Source organism: Phenylobacterium composti DSM 19425 (genome assembly GCF_059568645.1).
The window spans coordinates 23,989-40,001 of the sequence record NZ_JCANTT010000014.1 but is presented as its reverse complement, the minus strand read 5'-3'; the positions used below and the strand labels follow the sequence as shown (position 1 = coordinate 40,001).

Annotated in this window: 15 protein-coding genes; 4 read left to right on the top strand and 11 right to left on the bottom strand. The window is 70.2% G+C overall.

Going from position 1 to position 16,013, the window contains the following annotated elements; genetic code table 11:
* The first annotated feature begins 405 nt into the window (after window positions 1–405).
* A complete protein-coding gene (locus BO64_RS08835) occupies window positions 406–1,083 on the top strand; it encodes a Crp/Fnr family transcriptional regulator (RefSeq protein ID WP_496402928.1) in 678 nt (225 codons plus the stop codon).
* Here the strand turns inward: BO64_RS08835 and BO64_RS08830 are convergent.
* Both BO64_RS08830 and ppc read right to left on the bottom strand, forming a co-directional pair.
* Window positions 1,059–2,462 (bottom strand): AMP-binding protein, encoded by a 1,404-nt coding sequence (locus BO64_RS08830; RefSeq protein ID WP_496402927.1) that lies wholly within the window; start codon window positions 2,460–2,462, stop codon window positions 1,059–1,061. The genes BO64_RS08835 and BO64_RS08830 overlap by 25 nt on opposite strands.
* Window positions 2,462–5,167: a phosphoenolpyruvate carboxylase gene (ppc, locus tag BO64_RS08825; protein WP_496402926.1), complete on the bottom strand. Its 2,706-nt coding sequence runs from the start codon at window positions 5,165–5,167 to the stop codon at window positions 2,462–2,464. The genes BO64_RS08830 and ppc overlap by 1 nt, the downstream gene beginning before the upstream one ends.
* A 67-nt stretch (window positions 5,168–5,234) precedes the next feature.
* Here ppc and BO64_RS08820 point away from each other — a divergent pair, with 67 nt between their 5' ends.
* Window positions 5,235–6,512, top strand: coding sequence for an amidase (locus tag BO64_RS08820; RefSeq protein ID WP_496402925.1), 1,278 nt, complete (start codon window positions 5,235–5,237; stop codon window positions 6,510–6,512).
* Between the two features lies 1 nt (window position 6,513).
* Here the strand turns inward: BO64_RS08820 and BO64_RS08815 are convergent, their stop codons facing one another.
* The 4 genes from BO64_RS08815 to BO64_RS08800 all read right to left on the bottom strand — a co-directional run bounded on the left by BO64_RS08815 (window position 6,514) and on the right by BO64_RS08800 (window position 9,463).
* Window positions 6,514–7,212, bottom strand: coding sequence for a phosphatase PAP2 family protein (locus BO64_RS08815; protein ID WP_496402924.1), 699 nt, complete (start codon window positions 7,210–7,212; stop codon window positions 6,514–6,516).
* A 53-nt stretch (window positions 7,213–7,265) separates the two neighbouring features.
* A complete protein-coding gene (locus BO64_RS08810; protein WP_496402923.1) occupies window positions 7,266–7,457 on the bottom strand; it encodes a hypothetical protein in 192 nt (63 codons plus the stop codon).
* Between the two features lie 73 nt (window positions 7,458–7,530).
* Window positions 7,531–8,673: an L-lactate dehydrogenase gene (locus BO64_RS08805; protein WP_496402922.1), complete on the bottom strand. Its 1,143-nt coding sequence runs from the start codon at window positions 8,671–8,673 to the stop codon at window positions 7,531–7,533.
* A gap of 61 nt (window positions 8,674–8,734) precedes the next feature.
* A complete protein-coding gene (locus BO64_RS08800) occupies window positions 8,735–9,463 on the bottom strand; it encodes a hypothetical protein (RefSeq protein ID WP_496402921.1) in 729 nt (242 codons plus the stop codon).
* Between the two features lie 157 nt (window positions 9,464–9,620).
* On the opposite strand from BO64_RS08800, the gene BO64_RS08795 reads away from it, so the two are divergent.
* A complete protein-coding gene (locus tag BO64_RS08795) occupies window positions 9,621–9,953 on the top strand; it encodes a hypothetical protein (RefSeq protein ID WP_496402920.1) in 333 nt (110 codons plus the stop codon).
* On the opposite strand, the gene BO64_RS08790 is transcribed toward BO64_RS08795, so the two are convergent.
* From BO64_RS08790 to rlmJ, 5 genes are all read right to left on the bottom strand, one after another.
* A complete protein-coding gene (locus BO64_RS08790; protein WP_496402919.1) occupies window positions 9,950–10,615 on the bottom strand; it encodes a cytochrome b/b6 domain-containing protein in 666 nt (221 codons plus the stop codon). The two genes, BO64_RS08795 and BO64_RS08790, sit on opposite strands and share 4 nt — an antisense overlap.
* A 2-nt stretch (window positions 10,616–10,617) precedes the next feature.
* Entirely contained in the window at window positions 10,618–11,127 is a 510-nt protein-coding gene (locus BO64_RS08785) for a c-type cytochrome (protein WP_496402918.1), read from the bottom strand.
* A 61-nt stretch (window positions 11,128–11,188) separates the two neighbouring features.
* A complete protein-coding gene (locus BO64_RS08780) occupies window positions 11,189–13,255 on the bottom strand; it encodes an AsmA family protein (RefSeq protein ID WP_496402917.1) in 2,067 nt (688 codons plus the stop codon).
* A gap of 134 nt (window positions 13,256–13,389) precedes the next feature.
* A complete protein-coding gene (locus tag BO64_RS08775; protein WP_496403214.1) occupies window positions 13,390–13,950 on the bottom strand; it encodes a sugar transferase in 561 nt (186 codons plus the stop codon).
* Window positions 13,951–14,025: 75 nt separating this feature from the next.
* The gene (gene rlmJ / locus BO64_RS08770; protein WP_496402916.1) at window positions 14,026–14,856 is read right to left on the bottom strand and encodes a 23S rRNA (adenine(2030)-N(6))-methyltransferase RlmJ; all 831 of its coding nucleotides are present in this window, start codon (window positions 14,854–14,856) and stop codon (window positions 14,026–14,028) included.
* A gap of 70 nt (window positions 14,857–14,926) precedes the next feature.
* Here rlmJ and BO64_RS08765 point away from each other — a divergent pair, with 70 nt between their 5' ends.
* Window positions 14,927–16,009, top strand: a complete 1,083-nt coding sequence (locus BO64_RS08765; protein ID WP_496402915.1) for a DNA topoisomerase IB — start codon at window positions 14,927–14,929, stop codon at window positions 16,007–16,009.
* Window positions 16,010–16,013 lie beyond the last annotated feature (4 nt).

The following is a 16,013-nucleotide window of genomic DNA, read 5'->3' as shown; positions in this document are numbered from 1 at the left end:
CGGGTGGCCGGGACGAACGGCCGACCGGCCCTGTCGTTCCATCGACCGACCTCAGCCCCTCCCCTTAAACCCTGTTTTTGCTCGAAATTTTTTCGATCTGATCCGTCAGATCCATGATCTGATCCATCAGCGGCCTGCACACGTCACAGGTCACAACGGTCCGTTCGGAACCGCGCGGACTTTCAAACGCTACTTTTATCGCCGACGCCCGTGTTCTTCCGGACCCACCCGCGCCGGCCGCTCGCTCAGGCCGCCAGCCAGAGCGCCGAGCGTTGAAGAGGTCCGGCATGGGGGAGTTGCGGGATGACGAGCCGCCTTGCTCCGCGCCTGACGGGATGGCCAATCGATCCGGTCGTCCATCGGCTGCGTTCTCTGACGTCGCTCACGGAACATGAAGAAGCCCTGGTGCGAGGGCTTTCCGACAGGCGCGAACGGCGCCGGCCCGGCGATGAGATCATCGTCGAGGGCCAGACCCGGCGACAACCCAGGTTCGTGGTGACGGGGTGGGCCGCCCGCCAGCGGGTGCTGCCCGACGGCCGCCGCCAGATCTTCAGCTTCATTCTGCCCGGCGACGCCTTCGGCCTCGACCTACGCGCCGGCGCGACGGCGCCCTGGACCGTCACCGCCCTCACGGCCATGGAGACCATCGACGCCTCGCCGTTGCTGGAGGATGTGTGCGAAGGGCGCGCCCCGGGCCTTGCACAGGGCTTGGCCGCCTCGACGCTTGAGAGCGAGCGGCTGTTGCTGGACCATATGGTCCGCCTCGGCCAGCAGACGGCATACGAGCGGGTCGCTCATTTCCTGCTGGAGCTCCAGCGTCGGCTCCAGATCGTCGGGCTCGGCGACAGTCAGCGTTTTCCGCTGCCGCTGACGCAGGAAATCCTGGCCGACGCCCTCGGCCTTTCCATCGTCCATGTGAACCGCACCCTGCAGCAGCTTCGCCGCGAGCGGCTGATCGAGCTGCGGTCAGGGGTGGCTATCCTGCTCCAGCCGCAGACCCTGGCGGCGATCGCCAACTATGATCGCGGCCCGCTGGAGGCGCCGGCCCCGCCCCGCCGTCAGTTGGCAAGCAGATCAGCGTAGCGTTCGCGTAGCAGGTTCTTCTGCACCTTGCCCATGGCGTTGCGGGGGAGTTCAGCGACGAACACCACCCGCTTCGGCGTCTTGTAGGCTGCAAGGCGCCGCCGCGCCTCGGCGATCAGCCCGGCCTCGTCGCCTTCGCCCTGCACGACGGCCACCACGGCCTCGCCGAAATCGGCGTAGGGTACGCCAATCACCGCGCTCTCCACAACGCCGGGCATTTCGTCGAGCACCAGTTCGACCTCCTTCGGATAGACATTGTAGCCGCCCGAGATGATCAGGTCCTTGGCCCGCCCCGAAATCCACACCCGGCCATCAGCGTCGACCCGACCCACGTCACCGGTGATGAAGAAGCCGTCGGCGGTGAGCTCCTGGGCCGTCTTCTCCGGCATCCGCCAATAGCCGCCGGACACGCTGGGGCCACGAATCTCGATGACGCCGGTCTCCTCGCCGCCGCCGATCCGCAGCTCAACGCCCGGCAGCGGATAGCCAACCGAGCCCGCGACCCGCTCGCCATCCAGCGGGTTGGTGGTGATGATCACCGCCTCGCTCATGCCGTAACGTTCCAGGATGCGCTGGCCCGTCCGCGCCTCGAACTCCGCGAAGGTCGAGGGCAGCAGCGGCGCCGAGCCCGAGATGAAGAGCCGCACGCCGGCCGCCGCGTCCCGGGTGAAGGCGGGATTGGCCAGCAGCCGGGTGTAGAAGGTCGGCACGCCCATCATCACCGTCGCCTTGGCAAGGCCCGCCAGCACCTCCCCATCGCTGAACTTGGGCAACCAGATCATCGGCGCACCGCTCAGCAGGGCGCAGTGAAGGGCCACGAACAGCCCATGCACACGGAACACCGGCAGGGCGTGCAACAGCACGTCGTCGGGCGTGAACCCCCACGCCGCGTGCAGGGCCAGAGCGTTGGCCGCGAGGTTCCCATGGCTGAGCATCGCGCCCTTGGACCGGCCGGTAGTGCCCGAGGTGTAGATCAGCGAGGCGAGGTCACCCGCCGTCCGGGGGATCGCCGTCTCCAGCGGCGCGAAGCCTGCCGCCTCCCGCACATAGGCCGGCGGGTCGGTGATGAAGACCCGAGGCTCGGCGTCACCCTGGAAGTAGTCCACCTCAGACGCCGTGTAGGCCGCGTTCAGGGGTAGGAAGACCGCCCCCGCCTTCAGGGTCGCCAGATAGATGACGATGACCTCGGGCGTCTTCTCGGCCTGCAGCGCCACACGGTCGCCGGGGCGCACGCCCTCGGCGATCAGCCGGGCGGCGGTGCGCGCGGCCTGGTCCTCAAGCTCGCCGTAGCTGACGGTCCCGCCGCTCAGCAGGAAGCAAGGCTTGGCTCGGTCGGCGGGAAAGCCGCCGGCCAGCAGGTCGTAAAGGTTCTCTGACATCAGCCCGTATTCCGAAGTCCTGCCGCCACGCCATTGATCGTCAGGTGGATGCCCTGACGGACGGCGGCCTGGTCATCGCCTGAGCGGCGACGGCGGATCAACTCGATCTGCAGATGGTTCAGGGGATCAATGTAGGGCAGGCGCGAGCGGATCACCGCCGCAAGGTCCGGGTTGTGCTCCAGCAGGGACGACTGGCCGGTGATCTTCAGCAGCGCCTCTAGGGTGCGGTCCCACTCGGCGCGAATGGCGCCGAACACCCGGTCTGCAAGCGCGCGGTCCTCCACCAGCCCGGCGTAGCGGCCTGCGATGGCCATGTCGGCCTTGGCCAGCACCATTTCCATGTTGGCCAGGGTGGTGGCGAAGAACGGCCAGGCGGCGTGCAGGTCCCGCAGCTGGGCCATGGAGACCCCGCCCTCGGCCACCGCCGAGCCGAAACCGTACCAGCCCGGCAGCATGGCCCGCGACTGCGACCAGGAGAACACCCAGGGGATGGCCCGCAGGCCGTGGATGGTCCGAGAGGCCTGCCGCGAGGTCGGCCGGCTGCCGATGTTCAGGTCGGCGATCTCGGCGATGGGCGTGGCGGCGAAGAAGTAGTCCGCAAACCCCGGCGTCTCGTAGACTAGGCTGCGATAGGCGCGCATGGCCGTTCGGGCCAAGGCGTCCATGGCCTTCGACCAGGGCGCCAGGTCCTCCGAGGCCTGTCGGCGCAGCGAGGCCAGCACCACTCCCGCGGTCAGCGTCTCCAGGCTCTGCCGGGCGAGCTCCGGGTCGGCGTACTTGTTGGCCACAACCTCGCCCTGCTCGGTGATGCGGATGCGCCCGCCCACGGTGCCCTGCGGCTGCGCGACCAGAGCGTCGAAGCTGGAGCCGCCGCCCCGCCCCACGGCGCCGCCCCGGCCGTGGAAGAGCTGCAGCCGCAGCCCCGCCTCGCTCACCACCGCGCTCAGCGCCCGGGAAGTCTTGTGGAGCTCCCAGGTGGAGGTCAGATAGCTGCCGTCCTTGTTGCTGTCGGAGTAGCCGATCATCACCTCCTGCAGGCCGTGGGCCGCCAGGAGATCGGAGATCAGCGGCAGGGCCAGATATCGGGCCATGGTCTCGGGAGCGGCCCGCAGGTCCTCGATGGTCTCGAACAGCGGCTCGGCGAAGATCCCGGCCCTCGGCGGCGATCCGGGGACGAACAGCCCCACCTCCTTCAGAAGGACGTACACCTCCAGAAGGTCCGAGACCGAGGTGGTGTTCGAGACGATGTAGCTGCGGATGGCCTCAGGCCCGTAGCGGTGCCTGATCGCGGCCGCTGCGGCGAGGGTCTCCAGCTCGCGCGTCGTCTCGTCGCCATAGACGGCGAACGGCGAGGCCAGCAGGCGTCCGTGGCCCAGCTCCCGCAGCAGCAGGTCGCAGCGCGCCGCCTCGTCCAGCGCCTCATAGTCCTCCACGACCCCAGCCCGCCGGAGCAGTTCGGCGACCACCCGGGCGTGGACCGCCGAGTTCTGCCGCATGTCGAGGGTGGCGAGGTGGAAGCCGAACACGTCCACGGCGCGGATCAGGTCGGGCAGCGGCCCTTCGGCGAAGGCTTGTCCGTGCACCCTCAGCAGGGAATCCAGCACCGTCTGCAGATCGGCCTTGAGGGCGTCCGGACTGTCGTAGGGCTCGGCCGCGGCGCTAGGCGGCCGGGGCGGCGTCTCGCCGGTGAGCCGCGGATAGGTGGCGGCCAGCCGCGCATAGATGCCTGTGAGCGCTCGGCGATAGGGCTCGTCGATCCTTTGCGGCGACGGATCCTGCGCGGCGTCGGCCAAGCCCCTCAGCTCGGGCGTCACCTCGGCAAGGTCCGACGAGATCGACAGCTCCGCCCCCAGGGCGTGGATGCGATCCAGGTACATCCGCAGCGCAGCCCGCGACTGCTTGGCCATGGCCTCGCGCATCACCGCGGCGGTGACGAACGGGTTGCCGTCCCGGTCGCCGCCCACCCAGCTGCCGACCCGCAGGAAGCTCGGCAGCGACGCGGCCTCCTCGCCCAGCACCTCGCGCCAATGGGCGTAGAGCCGCGGCACGGCCTTCAGGAAGCTGCGCTCGAAATAGGAAGCGGCGTTCTCGATCTCGTCGCTGACGGCGATCTTCACGTGCCGGAGCAGACGGGTGCGCCAGAAGATCGAGACCTCGCGCACCAGTTGCCGTTCGATCGCCGCTCGCTCGGCCTCGGTGCGGGCGTGATCGAGCGCCTCCAGGCCGCGGGCGATGGCGCTCTGGCGGTCGAGCACGCTCTTGCGGCGCACCTCGCTGGGATGGGCGGTGATCACCGGCGCGATCAACGCCCCGGCCAGCAACTGGATCACCGCCGCCCGGTCCACACCCTCTGCGGCCAGGGTCCGCAGGGCGCCGGCCAGGGTGTCCTGCCGCGCATCCCCCGCCCGGATGCGCCGGCGCTGGATCTGGTCCTCGGCGATGTTGGTGATCTGCAGGAAGCAGGCGAACGAATGGGCGAAACGGACCGTGTCCTCGAGGCTCAGGGACGACAGCCGCTCGGCCATCAGCCGCGCCGCCTCTGGCGTGCCTTCGCGGTGGAAGGCCACCGAGGCCTTTCGGATGTCCTCGATCTGGTTGAACACCGCCACGCCGTCCTGGGCCCGGATCACATCGCCCAGCACCCGCCCCAGGAAACGGACGGTCGCGCGGAGCTGGTCGGGGAGCGACGACATCATGTCGCCCATGATTTACCGCCGCTCGTCGATCGACGTCATCTGGTTTCCTTCCCCCAGGTCAGCGATAACGGAGGCCATGACCCCACAGGAGGCCCTCGATCGCATCCGCCGCTACGACGGCCGCCTGAAGGCCTTCGTCCAGGTCTTCGATCCGCCCCTGCTCGGCGAGGACGGAGACGGACCGGTCCTGGCGGTGAAAGACCTGATCGACGTGGCCGGCGTCCCAACGGGCGGCGGCGCCCGGACGCCGGTCGATCCCTCGCCGGCGCGCAACGCCCGCGTCGTCGATCGCCTCCTGCAGGCGGGCTGGAGCATCGTCGGCAAGACCCACACGGTGGAGCTGGCCTATGGCGGCTGGGGCACTAACCGGGCCGTGGGCGCCCCGTGGAATCCCTGGGACGCCAAGATCCAGCGGGCGCCGGGCGGCTCGTCCTCGGGCTCGGCCGTGGCCGTCGCCGCCGGGCTTTGCGACGGCGCCCTGGGCACCGACACCGGCGGCTCGGTCCGCATCCCCGCGGCCGTCTGCGGCGTGGTGGGCCTCAAGCCCGGCCGCGGCCTCGTGAGCCTGCGGGGCGTCCATCCCCTGAGCCCCGCTCTCGACACGGTGGGCGTCCTCGCCCGCGACGTGGCCACCACCGCCCGGATGCTGGCGGCGATCTCCGGACCGGACGAGGCCTCGGCGGTGCGCGAGGCCTTCGACGCAGAGGCCGCCTTGGCCGCGGACGTCGCCGGCCGCCGCGTCGCCGTCCTGCCGCCCGACGCCCTGGGCGGCCTGCATCCCGAGGTGGCGCGACTCTATGAAGAAGCGACGGCCCGCTTCGCCGAGACCGGCGCGGTGCTGGAAACGGTCGCCCCGCCACCGGTGCTGGAGGGGTCCTTCGACGCCAACGGCCTCCTGATGGCCGGCGAGGGCTGGCGAGTATGGGGCTCGCGGATCACCCGCCTCGCCGAAGTCATGGATCCCTGGATCGTCCGACGGTTCGAGGCCGGTCGGGACATTACCGACGCAGAGCTCGACGAGGCCCGGGCCCGCCGCGCCGCCGACCAGGCGGCCTTCCACGCCTGGCTCGCCCCCTACGACGGCCTCCTGTCGCCCACCTGCCCCCTCCCCGCCCCGACCCTGGAGGAGGTGGACGAGACCATCTCGCCGCTCAGCCGTCTCACCCGGGCGGCCAACTACGTGGATCTGCCGGGGATCACCGTGCCCTGCGGCCTCACCCGGACCGGCCTGCCGGTCGGGCTGCAGATCCTGGGCCGTCCGGCCGACGAGGCCGCCGTCGTGAGCCTGGGCGCGGCGTTCGAGAAGGTGTCGGGTTGGAATGGCCGGACGCCGCACCTCGCCGGCTTCGGCTGATCTAGCCTCGGGTCCGACCGCCGGCCCAGCGCAGCACCACCCACGCCACAAAGGCCCAGGCCGATCCCAGGCACCACCCGGCCAGCACGTCGCTCGGCCAATGCACGCCGAGATAGATCCGGCTCAGGCCCACCGCGGCCATGACCATCACGGCCAGGACATAGACCAGGGCCTTCGAGCGCCGGCGCTCTTCCAGGCTCGCGATCAGCACAGCGAGGGTCAGGAAGGTAGCCGTGGACAGGGTGGAATGGCCGCTGGGGAAACTGGCCGAATAGACGTTGGAGCCGTGCGGCACGAGGTCGGGCCGGGCCCGGCCGTACAGGGCCTTGGTTCCCTCGCTGGAGGCGAAGGCCAGCAGCACGGTCCCCCCGAGCACCAGGGCGTGTTTCCAGCGTCGGTGGAAAAGGAAGGCCAGAACGCCCACCACCGTGGTCAGGGTGACGACGGTAAAGCCGCCCAGAGCGGTGACGTCCCGCACCGCTTCCTCGAACGAACCCGAGCCGATGGGATCGGACAGGTCCGCAGGGTTGCGGAACATGAGGATCAGCTGCGCATCGACCGCATGGGTGTCGCCCGCGCTCACCGCCCCGGCGATGGCGATGAACGCCCAGAGCGCGCCCATGGCCGCCATGAGGATCAGCAGCGCGCGTGTCTCGAAGCGCCCCAGGAAGCGCAGCGCCCTTGTCCGTTGCACCGGCATGCCGTCGTTCTAGCCCAGTCCGCTCCCGGGGCGCAGCCAGATCAGGCGGCGGCTCAGCCGCGCAGCCTGGGAAGGCAAAGAAGCTCCGCCGCACTGTTCAGCATGGCGTCTATGGCCGCCTGGGCGGCGGCTCTGCTGGAGTCCAGTCCTCGGGCTACGGTCTCCCCGTCTTCATCGTACACGCTCCACAGCCAGCCGGTTTCGGCCTGGCTGAGCGAGTAGGCCAACGCACGCGCCTCTTGCATGTCGATCTCCCGTCCTGGGCGGAGAGAACACATGGGGACCCGTTCGGGTTGCCGCATCCCGCGGCGCGGATTTTCAGTCGAGGTCGAGCAGGTGGCGGCCGGCCTGGCGCACGTCGTTGCAGCCCGTGAGGATCATCGCCACCGCCAGTTCCGACCGCATGATGTCGAGCATCCTGCGGATCTGCGGCTCGCCCCCGGCCCCCAGGGCATAGGCCCAGGCGCGCCCCACGAAACAGGCCTTGGCCCCGAGGGCGAGGGCCTTCAGCACGTCGAGGCCCGAGCGGACCCCGCCGTCCATGAAGACCTCCATCCGGTCGCCCACGGCGTCGGCGATGCCCGGCAGGGCCGAGATCGAGGAGCGCACGCCGTCCAGCTGCCGGCCGCCGTGGTTCGACACCACGATCCCCTGCGCCCCGGCCTTGGCCGCCAGCCTGGCGTCCTCGGGGTCCAGCACGCCCTTGACCACGATGGGGCCGTCCCAGGTCTCCCGGATCCAGTCCAGGTCCTTCCAGGTGACCGACCGGTCGAAGTTTCGGGCGATCCAGGCCAGGAAGTCCGTGACCCGCCGGCTGCCCTGCACCGCCGCGGCCACCGAACCCAGCGTGTGCGGCCGCCCATGGACGAAGACGTCCCAGGTCCAGGCCGGATGGGTGATCCCGTCCCAGGCCTGGATCAGCGCCGCCTCCAGCTTGCTCACGCCGGTGAAGCCCGAACGCACGTCGCGATAGCGCGCCCCCGGCGTTGGCAGGTCGACGGTGAACACCAGCACGGGCGAGCCCAGCTCCTTCGCCCGGCTCAGCAGTTCGCGCATGTAGCCGCGGTCCTTGAGCATGTAGAGCTGGAACCATGGAGGCGTTCCGGTGGCGGCCACCTCCTCCACTGAGCAGACGCCCACGGTGGAGAGGCAGAATGGAACCCCAACGGCGGCGGCGGCGCGGGCGGCCTGGGTCTCCCCGCGCCGACCGTACATGCCGGCCATCCCCACCGGCGCGAGCCCCACCGGCATGGACAGCTTCTGGCCCAGCACTTCGGTGCTCATGGAGAGCTGGGTCATGTCCACCATGACCCGCTGGCGCAGGGCGATCTCCTCAAGGTCGGCGACGTTCCGCTTGAGCGTCACCTCCGCATAGCTGCCGCCGTCGATGTATTCGAAGAAAATCCGCGGCAGCCGACGCCGGGCCAGTTCCCGAAAATCCGATACCGAAGCTGCACGCATGTGGAATCCCCTTCGCCTCCGAAGGTTGGCGGCTCCGCGGTGCGGCCGCAAGCGCCGGACGTCAGGCGGCGACGGCGGGCAGCGGGCCGATGACGATCCAGACCTGGTGGGCCCGGGCCATCAGTTCGCCTTCGGCCGAGTAGAGCGCCACGCCGGCGAATTCCTTGCGACCCTCCTTGGCGATCGGCCAGGCGAGCAGGATGCATTCCTCGCCGGCGCGGGGCGCGCGCAGAACCTCCCCGGTCATGGTTCCCAGCAAGGCGCCGTGCCGGCCTTCCTTTTCATACCAGGCGAAATAGCCGGGGCAGTCGATCGCGGCCCAGACGATCTCGGGCGCGATGGTCCCGTCCGGCCGGGCGAAGTTCTCGTGCGCCCGCCAGGCGCAGGCGACGACGCCGGGCTCCGCCCCCTCCAGCTGGCCGGGGAGAACCCGCAGGCCGTCGCCCTCCTCCCGCGCCACCCCGCAGGTGAAGCAGATGGGATGGATGCGCTGGTGCAGGCCCACGTGCCGGGCGCCGGCGGCCCGGGCGGCCTCTAGGCTCGGCGCGGGCGGCGGATCGGGCAATTCCACCTTGGCCAGCCCGGCGCTGCCGATGGGCCCAGCCTCGCCGAGCAGCACATGCAGCCCGTCCTGCGGCTCCACCGTCAGTTCGACATCCAGCGGCACAGGGGCCCGAAGCACGGCGGTCACCGGGCCTTCCAGCCCCTCGGAGATGACGCCGCAGACATAACCGCCGTTGCCGGAATTCGGCGGGCCGCAGAACTGGCGGCCGATTACGATCTTCGACAAAACACGCCCGCTTCAAATCGCCTGGAACAATGGCGTGGCTTTCCCACGACGACGCGGGGGAATGGAAGCCGAAATCGCGCTCTGGCGTTGGACGGCCGGTGCGGGCGCGCTAAGGCTTAGTCGGCCCTCGTATTAGATTTCCAAAGAGGAGAATTCGGTGAGCGAACGGATCGAACGTCCCTGGGCCCTGATGCGCCATCACGCCGGGTGGGCCGACGTGTTCCACGTGGAGAGCGAGACGGGGGATTCCATCACTGGCTTCTATCCCGACCGCGAGACCGTGGGGCCGCCGGTGAGTTACTCCACGCGCGCCGTCCTCGCCCGCTATCCGACCATGGAAGCCGCCCGCGCTGCCCGCGAGGAGGCGGTGGGCGCGTGGCGCAAGCACGACGCCGCGGTCCGCGAGGCGGAAGAAAAGCTGCGCCAGGCTGAGAAGGCCCGCGAGGAGGCTTGGCTGGCCTGCCTGCGCGACGCCGCCGAGCGCAGCTAGGTCCAGAACCCCTTCGACGCGGCGAAGGCCAGGGCGGCTGCGACGGCGATCGACGCCAGCAGCCGCCACACCGGCGCGCTCGCCAGGCCCGGATCCTCGGGGAAGGTCCGCCAGCCGGTGACCATGGGCCGGATCAGGTTGGTGCGCTTGTAGAGCAGGTAGAACAGCACCGCCGCCACATGCAGCGCCACCAGCACCTGCAGCAGGCGGAAGCAGAATTCGTGCAGCTCGGCCAAGGTGCGGCCGAGGTCATAGCTGACGAGATGCGACAGCGGACCGGCCTCGAAGGCGTCGATATCCACCGTAAAGAGGCCGGTCGTCACCTGCGCGGCGAGGACGAGCAGGAGCGCGATCACGCTCCAGCCGCCCAGCGGATTGTGGCCGGGCGTAGCTGAGGCGGCCCGCTCCGGCAGGGTCCGCACATAGGCGGCGACCGCCTTCGGCCCGCGAACGAAACTGGAGAAGCGCGCCGCGCCGGCGCCGGCGAAGCCCCACAGAATGCGGAAGGCGACCAGCCCCAGGATCGCGTAGCCGCTCCAGCGGTGCCAGTTCAGATGGTCTTCCGACGACCACCACGAGAAGGCGACCAGGACGACCAGCAGCCAGTGGACGAGGCGGACCGGCGCGTCCCAGAGCTTCGCACGGACTCCGGCGGCGCTCACGATCAGCTCTTCTTCTCGCGATAGACGTCGTGGCAGCCCTTGCAGGCGCCGCCCGCTGCGCGCACCTGGGCCTTCACCGCGCCCATGTCGCCCTTGAGGGCGGCGTCGTTGAGCTTGTTGATCTCGGCCAGAGAGACCGAAGCCTTGGCGTTGAAGCCGGCGGCGTCGGTCCAGATGTTGGCTTTGGCCTCGCTCTTCGGTCGGACCTCGACGCCGCTGCCGCGCGGGAACCAGGTCGGCAGCGCCTTGGCCAGGGCGGCCATGGTCTTGGTCTGCGCCTGCACCGTGGCGACGTTGGGATTGGACTTCCGGAGCTCGTCGTTCAGCGCCTTGAAGGCAGCCCCCAGCTTCTCGAAGTTGGCGTGGCGGTCATAGGCAGCCTTCTGGGCCGGGCTCAGCTGGCCCTTGGGCGGCGGATCGTCATGGGCCACAGCCACGCCGGCGACCGTCACGGCCAGACCAACACCGAGAGCCGCCGCAAGGCTCGCGCCCAAGTTTCCACCCAACGCCATCGTCCCGAGTCTCCTCAGCTACACAATTGCGAAGGACATTGCCGGGCGGCGACTGGAGGCGTCAACGGGCGGCGGCAGGCGCGGGAGCCCCTTTGCGGCCCGCCTCGGCCAGCAGAGCGCCGCAGTTGGCGTCCTTGGCGAGGCCGGGATCCACGAACGGCAGCAGGGCGGCGACCGGCGCAATCAGCGCGCCCAGACCCGCCGCGACCGCGCCCTGGCCGATCGCCGTTCCCGCCTCCACGCCCAGCTTAGGCGCGCGGATTGGCCCCTCCGCCGTCACCGGCGCCAGCACCCGGACCAGCCGGAACTTCTTGTTCTCGCCCTGCAGCCTGAACGCCATCCGCTCGCGGCCGAGGTCGACCTTGCCCTGGCCGGTGATCAGCACCGGCTCGGTGTCCAGCACGATGTTGCTGGCGGTCATCACCCCGTCGGCAGCACGGAAATGGGCGACGCCGCAGCGGAGCGGGACGCTGTCCATGTCCTTCTTCAGGAGCAGGCCCAGCCCCTTGACCACATTGACGCCCATAAGCTCGGCGAACGCCTCACGGATCTCGCCCCCAGGGGCCACCATCATCACCTCGCCGTCGGCGGTGGCGAAGGCCTTGTGGACGCTGTCACCCTGGCCGGTGAGGCGCGCCCGCCCGGCCAGGGCGCCGGTCAGCGGATGGCCGCCGCCATAGGTGACCGGGACCAGTTCCTCGATGCGGGCGTTGCTGAGCCGGAGGTCCAGCTCGGTCGCCGGAACCGCCTTGCGGGCGTTCAGGGCGATGTGGCCGGCGACGCGGCCGCGGGGCAGATCCAGGCGCAGCGGGTCGGCCCGCAGCAGACCGTTGTCGAGCTTCACCCGCACGGAGCCCGAGCGCAGGTCGATGGGCGCATCGCGGATTGCGGCCGCGCGGTAGCGTACGTCGGCGTCCATGGCCCGGATGCGGGTCATATCGAGCGTGGAGTCGGGGAACAGACGCTGCTGCGCGCCCAGGCGCCGGGCCACGGCGGCCTGAGCCGGCGAGGCGGTCTCGCCCAGGCCGGTTGACGGCGAGCCGCCGAACAGGGCCCCCAGGTCGTCGAAGTCCAGACTGTTCGAGCGAAGGTCGGCGGTGAACATGGGCCGCTCGCGCCCAGTCTCCACCTTCAGATCCCCGGCCAGATCACTGTCGCCCACCCGGCCGCCGAGGTTGTCGATGCGCCAGATCTGGCCGTCACGCGAGAGCCGCCCCCGCAGGCGGTATGGCGGCGTATTCGGCAGGGCGACGCCGGTGAGCGGATAGAGGTCCGACAGGTCCGGTCCCCGGGCCATGGCGGCCATGGTGAAGCGGCCAAGGTCGAAGGGCTTGGGCACATTGCCCGTGGCGGTGATGAAGGTCTGGCCGGCGCGGATGTCGGCGGCGAACGGATAGGGCTTGTTGCGATCAATGTTCAGCAGCGGGCCGCCGGTGACCTCCATCCGAAACGGCTGGCGGTTGATGGTCCCCTGCCCGATTAGCTCAAAGCCCCGGTTCGCCTGGCCCAGGGTCTCGCTGGCGTTCACCGTGGCGTCGAAGCGCATGTCACGGCGCGCATCGGCATAGGCCAGCCGCCCATCATTGATGATGAAGCTGCGGATCGGCGGCAGCCGCAGCGGCTCGCCCTGGCGACGGCCATCCGAGAAATCCCAGTTCCGGCGCCCCTGCGCGTCCGCCACCAGGCGAAGGTTTGGCCGGTCGAAGCGGAGCAGGCGAAGATCCACATCTCCCCACAGGAGCGGGATCAGCCGGATCTGGACCGTGATCTTCTCGAAAGTCCCCATGGGGCGGCCGTCGGGATTGCCCTCGCCGTTCCAGGCGGCGTCGGCGATCCGCACGCCCGAGACCGTGGCCCGGGGCTGCCAGGACCATGCCTTCACCTCGAGGTCTCCCGCGATACTGACCTCCCGGTGCATCCGCAGCGAGGCATAGCGGGCGAGCGGCCCGCGGAACCAGTTCCAGTCCCAGACGGCGGCCAGGATGGCGACGGCGATGGCGACGAGGGCGAGCACGCCCGCCGCCCACTTCAAGGTCCGGTTGCTCGGCCGCTTCAACCGGGGTCTGTGCAGCCGAGCCTGGCTGAGCTTCTCCCAGCGGGTCTGGGCCCAGGCCCTCGCCCGTTGCATCGGCCGCCGCCGGCCTGGCGGAGGCGGGACCTGGCGCCGGCGGCCGGGCTGCGGGGACTGGAAGGCGTCTTGGCTCAAGGGAATCTCCGATCCGCCTCAACGCCCGGGCGGTCCGGTGGAGTTCCCCGGAAGGTCTAGTGGCTCACCCCGCGCCCCGAGATCGCCGACCGGACAGTCCGCAGGACAATGGCCAGGTCGAAGGCCAGCGACATGCGCTCCATATACTCCCGGTCGAGCCGCACCTTCTCGGGGATGGGCAGCTCGTCGCGGCCATTGATCTGGGCCCAGCCGGTCACGCCGGGGCGCAGCCGATCCACACCCGCCTCCGTCCGCAGCGCCACGAGATCGTCTTGGTTGAACAGGGCGGGCCTGGGCCCCACGAGGCTCATCTCGCCGGTGAGCACGCTCCAGAGCTGGGGCAGCTCATCCAGGCTGGAGCGGCGCAGGAAACGGCCCAGCGGCGTGATCCAGCGGTCAGGATCGGGCAGCAGATGGGTCGCCACGTCGGGAGCGTCGGTCCGCATGGTCCGGAACTTCGGCATCCGGAAGATGCGATTGTACCGTCCCACCCGCCGTGACCAGTGCAGGGCCGGGCCGGGACTGTCCAGGCGCACGGCCACGGCCAGACCCAACAGAATCGGCGAGAGGACGATCAGCCCTGCGAGGGCGGCCAAAATGTCGAAGGCGCGCTTCAGCACGGGCCGTTCTTACGGCGCGCCGCCGCCGCACGCCAAGTGAGGCTTCGGGCCGTAAGCCGGACGAGATGACGGCTACGGATCCGAGGCCGAGGCCAGGGCATAGACTCGCGCCGCCCCCTCCTCGCCGAGTTCCTCAGCCACCCAACCGCAGATCGCGGCCAGATCGGCCGAAAGGTCCGGCCCGTTCATCAGCACCAGGGCGCAGCCGTTCATCTTCATGGGGTCGGCCAGCGGCCGCACCCGGGCCTCTGCCACGCGCATAGGCGCATCCACCACGTCCTCCAGGTCGCGCAGGAAGGCGTCGAAGGTCTCCAGATCCTTCAGCGGCAGCCAGACCAGGGCCTGGACCTGCGGATTGCGCGCCCGGGCGCCTTCCAACGCCTCGATGACGCGGTCGTAGTCGTCGGCCTTCTCGAACGGCGGATCGATGAGCAGCAGCACCCGGCCCTTGGGCGGGCATCGCTGAACCGCCGCGGCATAGCCGTCAGCGCAGAGCGTCTCGACATTGGCCCGTCCCCTGAGGGCGCTGCGCAGGGCGTCGTGCTCCTCCTTGCGCAGTTCGCAGGCGAGGTAGCGGCCGGCGGGCGGCAGATGCTCGGCGATCAGCCAGGGCGAGCCCGGATAGCGCCGCACGGCGCCGCCGGCGTTCAGGGCGCTGACGGCCCGGACAAGAGGCCCGAAGACAGCCGGCGCGTCCCTGTGCGCCATCAAGCGAACGATCCCGGCCTCGGCTTCCCCGGATTTGCGCGCCTCGGGGCCCGCCAGGTCGTAGAGCCCTCGCCCGGCGTGCGTGTCGATCACGGTCAGCGGCCCTGGCCCCAGCGCGTCCAGGAGGCGCAGCAGGGCCGCGTGCTTCACCAGGTCCGCGAAGTTCCCGGCATGGAAGGCGTGGCGGTAGTTCAAGGCGATGGGCTTTCCGGCTGAGGAACCGGCGCCGCGCATACCACGTTGCCGCCGCACCAGTGGAGGGCCCATGGCCAGGGACATGCCCGACGATCTCGCGGCCGAAGAGCTTCAGGAGGCCGGCCTTCGTTATGTGAGCGACGCCGACCCGGGCCTCACCCGCCAGCCCGCCCGCGGCGAGGGCTTCAACTACCGCAAGCCGGACGGCTCCCCGGTGACGGATGAGCGGACGATGGAGCGCATCCGCCAGCTGGCCATTCCTCCGGCCTGGACCGAGGTCTGGATCAGCCCGCGGGCCAACGGCCACATCCAGGCGGTCGGCCGCGACCAGAAAGGGCGCAAGCAGTACCGCTATCACGCGCGCTGGCGCGAGGTGCGCGACAGCCACAAGTACGACCGGGTGATCGCCTTCGGCCGCGCCCTGCCCCGCCTGCGCCGCCGCGTGGAAGCGGACCTCAAGCGCCCTGGCCTCCCCCGGGAGAAGGTGCTGGCCGCCGTGATCGCTGTAATGGAACGCACTCTGATCCGCGTCGGCAACGAGGAATACGCCAAGACAAACAAGAGCTTTGGCCTCACCACCCTGCGCGACCGTCACGTGAAGGTGGGCCGCGGCGGGGCCGTGTTCGAGTTCCGCGGCAAGAGCGGAAAGATGCACCAGACCGGGCTCAACGACCGGCGGCTCGCGCGCATCATCAAGGCCTGCCAGGACCTGCCCGGCCAGCGGCTTTTCCAATATGTGGATGCGGACGGCCGGCGCTGCGCGGTCGAGTCCGCCGACGTGAACGCCTATCTCCGCGAGGCCCTCGGCGAGGACTTCTCGGCCAAGGACTTCCGCACCTGGGCCGGCACGGTGATGGCCGCCCGCGCCCTGATGCTTTCGCCCGAATGCGCCAGCGCCGCCGACGCCCGGCGCAACATCGTCACCTGCGTGAAGGCGGTGGCCGGGGTGCTTGGCAACACGGCCGCCGTGGCCCGCAGCGCCTACATCCACCCGGCCATCCTCGAGGCCTATGAGGCCGGCGGGCTGAAGATGCAGGCGTCAGGCGACGAGCGCGCCTTCGAACTCGCCGTGCTCAAGTTCCTGGAGGCGGCCCGCGACGGCGACGAGGCCAGCAAGGCCGCCGCCGCCCGGGCCATGGCGAAAGAGGCCTGAGCTC